General features: G+C 71.4%; 5 protein-coding genes and 2 pseudogenes. 4 read left to right on the forward strand and 3 right to left on the reverse strand.

Going from position 1 to position 7,588, the window contains the following annotated elements; translation table 11 throughout:
• Positions 1-264: 264 nt before the first annotated feature.
• Positions 265-716 (reverse strand): annotated as a pseudogene (locus P1P75_RS37590) (N-acetyltransferase family protein).
• A gap of 65 nt (positions 717-781) precedes the next feature.
• Here P1P75_RS37590 and P1P75_RS37595 point away from each other — a divergent pair.
• A complete protein-coding gene (locus P1P75_RS37595; RefSeq protein WP_319263894.1) occupies positions 782-1,327 on the forward strand; it encodes a GNAT family protein in 546 nt (181 codons plus the stop codon).
• A 13-nt stretch (positions 1,328-1,340) separates the two neighbouring features.
• Here the strand turns inward: P1P75_RS37595 and P1P75_RS37600 are convergent, their stop codons facing one another.
• Positions 1,341-2,081 carry a methyltransferase domain-containing protein gene (locus P1P75_RS37600; protein ID WP_319263896.1) on the reverse strand — a complete coding sequence of 247 codons (741 nt, stop codon included), beginning with the start codon at positions 2,079-2,081 and terminating at the stop codon, positions 1,341-1,343.
• Positions 2,082-2,482: 401 nt separating this feature from the next.
• Between P1P75_RS37600 and P1P75_RS37605 the strand changes: the two genes are divergently transcribed.
• From P1P75_RS37605 to P1P75_RS37615, 3 genes are all read left to right on the forward strand, one after another.
• Complete coding sequence (locus P1P75_RS37605; protein WP_319263897.1) at positions 2,483-4,174, forward strand: lysyl oxidase family protein; 1,692 nt, start codon at positions 2,483-2,485, stop codon at positions 4,172-4,174.
• Between the two features lie 84 nt (positions 4,175-4,258).
• A complete protein-coding gene (locus tag P1P75_RS37610; RefSeq protein WP_319263899.1) occupies positions 4,259-4,726 on the forward strand; it encodes a hypothetical protein in 468 nt (155 codons plus the stop codon).
• Positions 4,727-5,045: 319 nt separating this feature from the next.
• Positions 5,046-6,338, forward strand: a complete 1,293-nt coding sequence (locus tag P1P75_RS37615) for an LCP family protein (RefSeq protein ID WP_319263900.1) — start codon at positions 5,046-5,048, stop codon at positions 6,336-6,338.
• 305 nt (positions 6,339-6,643) lie between these two features.
• Here P1P75_RS37615 and P1P75_RS37620 read toward each other — a convergent pair.
• Positions 6,644-7,456: pseudogene (locus tag P1P75_RS37620) on the reverse strand (zinc ribbon domain-containing protein); the annotation flags it as partial.
• Positions 7,457-7,588: the final 132 nt, after the last annotated feature.

Consider the following 7,588-nt stretch of genomic DNA (forward strand, 5'->3'; position numbering starts at 1 on the left):
CACCCGTCCAGCCCCGCGATCCGCCGCACCCCTGTGGCGTCGTACCCCACATAGGCGCCGAACGCCCCCGCGGGCACCGCCGGCCCGCCACCCTGCGGCACACAGGCGGGCCAGGCGACCAGAGCGACGGCGACGAGGACCGCGCCGACAACGACACGCAGGAGCTGGGACACCGGCTCATGATGACGACCGCGACGGCGTCGGCAGGCGCAACCCGCCCCAGGGCACTCGGACGGGGTCGCGGCCGGAGAGCAGTTCGGTCCGTCAGCCCCGCCGCGCGACCGGCTCCCGCACCAGGAACACGTCCACCGCGTCCTCCCGCTCCACCACGAACCCGTGCCGTTCGTACAGCCGGCGGGCCGCGCTCCCCTGAAGGACGTTGAGCCGCAGCCGGACCGAGCCGCGGTCGGCCTCGCCCAGCAGCCGGGCGAGAACGGCCGAGCCGATGCCCCGCCCTGGACGTGGGGCGCGAGATAGAAGTGCTCCAGCCAGTGGGCGTCCGCCTCCGGCCGCACCGCCACGCATCCGGCGAACACGCCACCGACCTCGATCACTTGCGTGTACGCGGGCACGAACCCGTCCCGCAGCCGCGTACGCACCCGCGACTCGTCGAAGCGCCCGAGCCGCTCCAGATCCCCCCGCAGCACCACGGCCCGCAGCTCGGCGACCTCGTCGACATCGGCCGGGCCGGCGGGCCGCACCCCCCAGTCCTCCATGCCGGCGATGCTACGACCGCCTTATCGCGTTGCCGCAGGCGGGCCCGGTCGGATAGGAAGCTCGCATGCTACGAAGCGGCAAGGTCGGGCTCAGGGCCCGGCACGAGGACGACATCCCCACCCTGCGGACCGAGCTGTACGACGACGTGGTCAACGCCGCACGCTCCGAGGGCCGGCCGTGGCGGCCGATCACCCCCGGCTCCAAGGACCCGCGGCTCGTGGTCGACGACAAGGACGAGGGCCACGTCCCCTTCTCCGTGGTGGAACTGGACGGAGGCACGCTGGTCGGCACGGCGGTGCTGTGGGGCATCGACACCCACAACCGGACCGCGCACCTCGGCCTCGGCCTGCTGCCGTCCGCCCGCGGCAAGGGCTACGGCACCGACACGGTCGCGGCGCTGTGCCACTACGGCTTCGTCGTACGCGGCCTGCACCGGCTGCAGATCGAGACCCTGTCGGACAACGCCGCGATGCTCCGCTCCGCCGAACGCAACGGCTTCGTCCGCGAGGGCGTGCTGCGCTCGTCGGCCTGGGTGATGGGCGAGTTCCTCGACGAGGTACTCCTCGGCCTCCTCGCCGCCGACTGGAAACCGCACTCGAAGAACCGGTAGGCCGCGGCGGAACCTACGGTTTGTGGGTCACCCAGAGCAGTTCCGCCGGCCAGCGGTGTGCCCAGTCGGGTGGGTCGGTCTCGTTGTAGCCGTTGGGTGTTCCGGGTTCGGGCCGCGGCTCGATGAGGTCGTCGATGACGAGACCCGCGCCGCGCAGGACCCTGACCCAGTCGCCGTAGGTGAGCTGGTAGCTGGTCGCGCCGTCGCCTTCGGCGATGGCGTTCAGCCCGAAGTAGTCCTGCTGCAGCGTCGTGGTCACGCGGCCGGCGGCTTCGTCGTAGCACGCTTCGAACCATGGGCCGGCGACGTTGAACACCAGGCGCCCGCCTCGGCCCAGGACGCGTGCGGCCTGCGGGACGGCCAGGTGCGGGGGTGCCCAGCTGAGCCCACCGAAGTCGCAGAACACCAGGTCGAAGCTGTCGTCGGCGAAGGGGAGTCGTTCGGCGGCGCCTTGCACCAGCGGGTAGCGGGCCGCACCCATCGCGCGGGCGGCTGCGGCGAGTTGGACTTCGGACAGGTCGAGCCCGACCACCTCGGCGCCCTCGGCGGCGAGCGCCCTGGACCACTGCCCTGCGCCGCAGCCGAGTTCGAGGACGCGCAGGCCGGTGACGTCGCCCAGGGCGCGCAGGTGCGCGTCGGGGATGGAGTACATGCCCCACAGCCGGGGGGCGGCGCCGATGCGCGGGTCGTGCTCGCGCTGGTAGGCGCTGCTGATCTGGTTCCAGAGCCGTCGGTTGGCGGGGATGCTGTCCACGCGCCGACTCCAGCACTGCCTGCCAAGGCCGGTCAACACGATTTGGGGCCACTGGCGCCGGCCCTCGCCTCGGGTCCGGCCCCCGGCCCGACCCGTGACCCCCACCTGGAACGGTCGGCTCCGCGCAGGGCGCCCGCGGTCGAGGGTGCGGTCACGCGCTGACCCGGCGGTCATGGCCGACCCGGCCGGGCGGGCACCTCGGGGCGGGCCGGGCGGGCACCGGGTGGTCGCCGGTTCGGGTGATGTCGGGGTCAACAGGCAACCTGCGTAAGGGGTTTACCTCTCTCACAAGGTGCTCACAGGCTCTCCCGGGGACGCATGGGGTGCGTTCGTACGGTGGGTGGGTCCGCGGGCTGTCCAGTCCGATGCCACTGACCATGGCACTCGCAGACGAGGAACCGATGACCAGTCAGCCAGACCGCAGAAATCTCAGGCGTGCGGCGTTCGCCGCGGGCGCCGCGCTCGCCGTCGTCGCCGTCGCCGGGGCCGCCCCCGGTGCCGGCGCGGCACCGCAGGCCGCCAAGCCCGGTGTGCCGCAGCTCAAGCTGATCGCCGCGTCGAAGTCCGTGACGCTCGACCGGTGGAACTGGGAGGGGGAGCCGCCCGGCGTCTACCTGGACCTGGGCACCTACATCCAGGTGGAGAACGCGCCGCTGGAGTTCAAGGTGACGCGCAAGTCGTACAAGACGCCCGTCGTCGCCCAGCAGATCCTGCGCGACGGGACGAAGGTGAAGACCAAGACGCTGCCCGCCGGGCTCGTGCAGGACTTCAGCGGGCTGCCCGGCTTCCTGGAGGTGTCCGTCAAGGATGCCGACGGGAAGGAAGTGGCCGCCACCAAGGGCAACTTCTGCCCCAACAACGCCTCCGGGCGTGTCCGTCCGGACGCCCCGGCCACCTCGCACTATCCGCAGAGCTGCCCCACCAACCCGTTCACCCTGGGCTCGGTGTGGGGCGTGGAGAAGGGCTGGGCGGCCAACTCCTCCACCGTCGACTACGACGAGCGCGTCGACCTCCCGGCGGGCGAGTACACCGCCCAGGTGGCCGTGGCCGAGAAGTACCGCGACATGTTCGGCATTCCCGACGAGCGGCCGACCATCAAGGTGACCGTCCGGGAGCAGAGCGACGAGGAGGGGGGCGGCGGCGCCGGGCTGCGCTCGTCCTCGTCCGCGCACGGGGACCACACCGCTCACGCCTCCGGCGGGCACGGGGCCGGGCATCACTACGGGCCGCGCGGTGCCGACGCGCCCACCCCGCCCGCCCTGTCCCACGCGCTGGAGGACCGGGGTCTGGCCGGTCATCTCGGTGACGGCGCCGGGCACACCGACGGTTCCCGGATCGCGCCCGCGCTGAGGGCGAACGCCAAGGCGCCCACCGGCCGCGCGGGCGTCCCGGCGAATGTGCCCAAGCCCGACCTGCGTTCCCTGCCGGCCTGGGACATCACCGTCACCGACGGCGAGGACGGCGACGTGGCGGGCAAGGACTACCTCGCCTTCAGCGCCAACGTGTGGAACGCCGGTCCGGCCCCGCTCGTCGTCGACGGCTTCCGCAGCCCCGGCGAGGACCTCATGGACGCCTACCAGTACTTCTACGACGCCAACGGCAAGCAGGTCGGCTACACGCCCACCGGCACCATGGAGTGGGACCCGCGCGTCGGCCACGAGCACTGGCACTTCACCGACTTCGCCAGCTACCGGCTGCTCAGCGAGGACCAGTCCAAGGAGGTCCGCAGCGGCAAGGAGGCGTTCTGCCTCGCCAACACGGACGCCGTGGACTACACGGTGAAGAACGCCAACTGGCACCCGTACAACACCGATCTGTCGACCGCGTGCGGCGAGCAGAACTCCATCTCCGTGCGGGAGGTCCTCGACGTCGGCTCCGGTGACACGTACACCCAGTACCGTCCCGGCCAGTCCTTCGACATCACCGACCTGCCGAACGGCACGTACCACATCCAGGTCATCGCCAACCCGGCCAACCGCCTCCAGGAGACCGACCTCAAGAACAACGTCTCCCTGCGCAAGGTCGTCCTCGGCGGCACGCCCGGCGCCCGGACGGTCTCGGTCCCGCCGGTGGACCTGATCGACGCCCCGTAGCCCCGCCGCCCCCGCGGTACGTGACGCCCACCGCGGGGGCGATACGGCTGGACAGCACCCCTGACCTGCTGCGACGCTCCGTCCGTGCCCCTCACCGAGCTGCTCGCCTCCGTCGCCCTGACCGCCCGCCTGGGCCCCGTGCACGTCGACGCGTCCTGGGCCGACATCACCGCGGCCCTCGGCGAGCCGCGGGACGTGCTCGACAACAGACGCTGGCCCCGCCTCTTCGGGTTCGGCGATCTGGAGGTCTTCGTCTGCCGCTGCCGCCGGGTGCGGATGGTGACCGTCCAGACGTGGACGGAGACCGTCCAGGTGCCCACGTACGCGGGCCTGTTCCCCGGCGAGCCCACCGAGGCGGACGTCGTCGCCGCGCTGGACCGGGGCGGCTGCGCCTGGGAGGTCGACTCCGCGCTCACCTTCGGCAGCCAGCGTGGCCTGCGCGTGCCCGCGACCTCCGCCACGTTCGTGTTCACCGTACCTTCGGCCGGCGAAGCCCGACTGCACTCGTTGGGCCTGCCCGACAACGGCCACCGGTGCCCGACGGCGGCCTGACGAGATCGGCACTCCGGGGGCAACCCTTGTGGGGTTCGGGCCGTCTTCTGAGTCGGCTGAGCTTTTCCGACGTATTCCTTGACGCATGTAGGGTTCCGACGTTCGGCGTGACCAGCGAGGCCGACGATCCAGGCACGGTGTACGGGGTGAAGAACGGCCGAGGCGGAGGCGAGCACCGGTGAGCGGGACGAGAAGGCGTGGACATACTCCGGTGGAGGCGGCCGGCCGCGGGAGCAGGGCGAGGCCGGGAGGCGGCCGGGGCGGATCCGGCGCTACGCGGCTGACCCGGCGCGGGCGGGTCCTCGCCTGGGGCGCCGGGGTGACCTCCGTGGTGGTCCTCGGCGTCGGCGGTGTCGGCGCGTGGGTCTACAACGACCTCAACAACAACATCGACTCCGCCGCCGTGGACGACAAACTGGGCGACGACCGGCCCGAGAACCTCAGTCCCGGCTCGAAGAACATCATGGTCGTCGGCTCCGACAGCCGGGACGGCGCGAACGCCAAGTACGGCAAGGACCTGACCACCATGCAGTCGGACACGCTGATGGTGCTGCACATCCCGGCGAACCGGAAATGGGCCGCGGTGGTGTCCTTCCCGCGTGACTCCTGGGTGGACATACCGTCCTGCGAGATGGGTGACGGCAAGACCTCCGACCCGCACAAGGCCAAGATCAACGAGGCGTTCGCGATCGGCGGCAGCGCCGGTGAGGTCGCCGGGGCCGCCGCGTGCAGCATCAAGACCGTCGAGGCCCACACCGGCCTGCGCATCGACCACTTCATGTCGGTCGACTTCTCCGGCTTCAAGGGCATGGTCGACGCGCTCGACGGCATCGAGGTCTGCCCGAAGGAACCCATCAAGTCCGACAAGGCCCAACTGGAGATGGACGCCGGCTGCCAGACCGTCGACGGCGAGAAGGCCCTCGGCTACGTCCGCGTCCGCTACGGCGTGGGCGACGGCTCCGACATCGGCCGGATCGGCCGCCAGCAGGAGTTCATGGACGCCCTCGCGGCGAAGGCCCAGTCGAAACTGACCAGCCCCGACGCGCTGTACGGCTTCCTCCAGTCCGCCACCAAGTCGCTGACCACGGACCCGGACCTGGCGGGCATCAAGCAGATCTACGGGCTGGCCAACGAACTCAAGGGCATCCCCAGCGACCGGCTGGCCTTCCTCACCGTGCCCAACTACCCGCGTGAGGCGGACATTCCGGCCGACAAGGCCAACGTCGTCTGGCAGTACCCGCAGGCCGCCGACCTGTTCACCTCCCTGGCCAAGGACAAGGAGATGACCAAGGCGCAGTTGCAGGCGGCGGCGAAGAACCTCGTGTACGCCTCCCAGGTGCGCGTCCAGGTCCTCAACGGCACCGGGCAGTCCGGGCGCGCCGCGGCCGTCGCCGAGAAGCTCCGCACGATGGGCTTCACCGTGAGCGGCACCGGCAACGCCCCCGAGAAGGTGACGCGTACGTCCGTCAGCTTCCCGGCCGGGCTGGAGAAGCAGGCCGCGGTGCTCTCCTCACGCGTGCCGAAGGCACGGTCGGCCGCGGCGGCGGACGCGCAGGCGGGCGTCGTCACCCTGGTCGTCGGACCGGACCTGGACCTCGGCGAGATGAGCTGAGGGAGCCTCGTTCGGGCCGAGTTGGCGGGACGCGGGTCCGTGTGTAACATTGATCTTGAGCTGGTCGCCACCACAACGGCGAAGCGGTTCCGCGTCGGTGGTCCAAGGAAAGGCGCCCCACTTCCTGTGGGGAGGTGCAGGTGCAAGGCCTGCCCGGCGCTCCGATGAACGAGTCCCATTCCGCGTCGAGCGGGGTGGGACTCGTTCTCTTTTCCCGCACCTCACGGCGTGACGCGGGCGTGGGGATGCGGAGCGCCTCAGGGCGTCCGCATCCCCGCCGCCGTCAGGACGAGATCCCCGCCGCGTCAGGACGAGTTCGCGCTCGACCGGCCGAAGAACTCGATCTCCGCGATGGCCACCTGCTTGCTCGCCGAGGCGCCGTACGCCGACTCCAGAGTGAAGCGGACCTTCGTCACCTCACCCACGCGGAACGCCCGTCGCTGGCCGCCCGCGCTCTGGTCGAGCGTGATGTCCCGCGTCGTGGTCCTGCCGTCCTTCGTCGTGATCGTCACCTTGATGCGGTGCGGCAGGGCCGACTGGGAGAGCTGGTCGGCGCGGGTCGACGTGCCCGGCGTGATGATCAGGTCCAGCAGCCGGGTCGGCTCGGCGAAGCGGGCCTCGACCCACTGACCCTCCCCGGACTGTGTGACACCCGGCCCCCACCAGGTGTTGTTCACCTTGTCGAAGAGCAGGTCGGGCTTGTGGCCCGGATAGGAACGGGAGGCGGCGAACTGGTCGGGGGCGACCGGGGCGCGCTTGGCGAAGTGGTCGCGGGTGGCCTGGACCCAGCCCGGGGTGCTCACCCCGACCCAGATGAGCAGGCTGAGGACGGCGGCGGCCACCACCCAGGTCAGGATCCGGTCGAAGGTGCGCCGCAGTCGGGGCCGGTCGCCCGCCCACGGAGTCTCACGGCTGCGGAAGTCCAGCACCCGGCGCCACCACGGGCGGTGCCGGGCCGAGCTGTCCTCCGTCCTGGTCATGGGCATCGCGCACCGCGTGCAGTAGTGCCGGTCGGGGCGGTTCGGGGTCGAGCACCAGGGGCACGGCACGCCGTTCTCGTCCCCCTGCTGCGGACCGGGCGCCCGCACCTGGGGACGGTCCGCCACCGGCCGCCCCGGCGGTCGCGCCGGTGCTGCCGGGGGTGGCGTGGGACCTCCATGACGTGCGTCATCACGTACACGTCAGTCTTGTGGAGTTCTTGCCAGACCTGCCGGTGGTCGGGACGAACGTCGAGCGTGATCTTCCATCCA

The sequence above is a fragment of the Streptomyces sp. ID05-39B genome (assembly GCF_033794725.1).
GTDB classification, from domain to species: domain Bacteria; phylum Actinomycetota; class Actinomycetes; order Streptomycetales; family Streptomycetaceae; genus Streptomyces; species Streptomyces bobili.

Bases quoted from the DNA above. Each gene is read 5' to 3' on its own strand.
- P1P75_RS37595 (WP_319263894.1), top strand. From the start codon at position 782: ATGCTACGAAGCGGCAAGGTCGGGCTCAGGGCCCGGCACGAGGACGAC.
- P1P75_RS37605 (WP_319263897.1), top strand. From the start codon at position 2,483: ATGACCAGTCAGCCAGACCGCAGAAATCTCAGGCGTGCGGCGTTCGCC.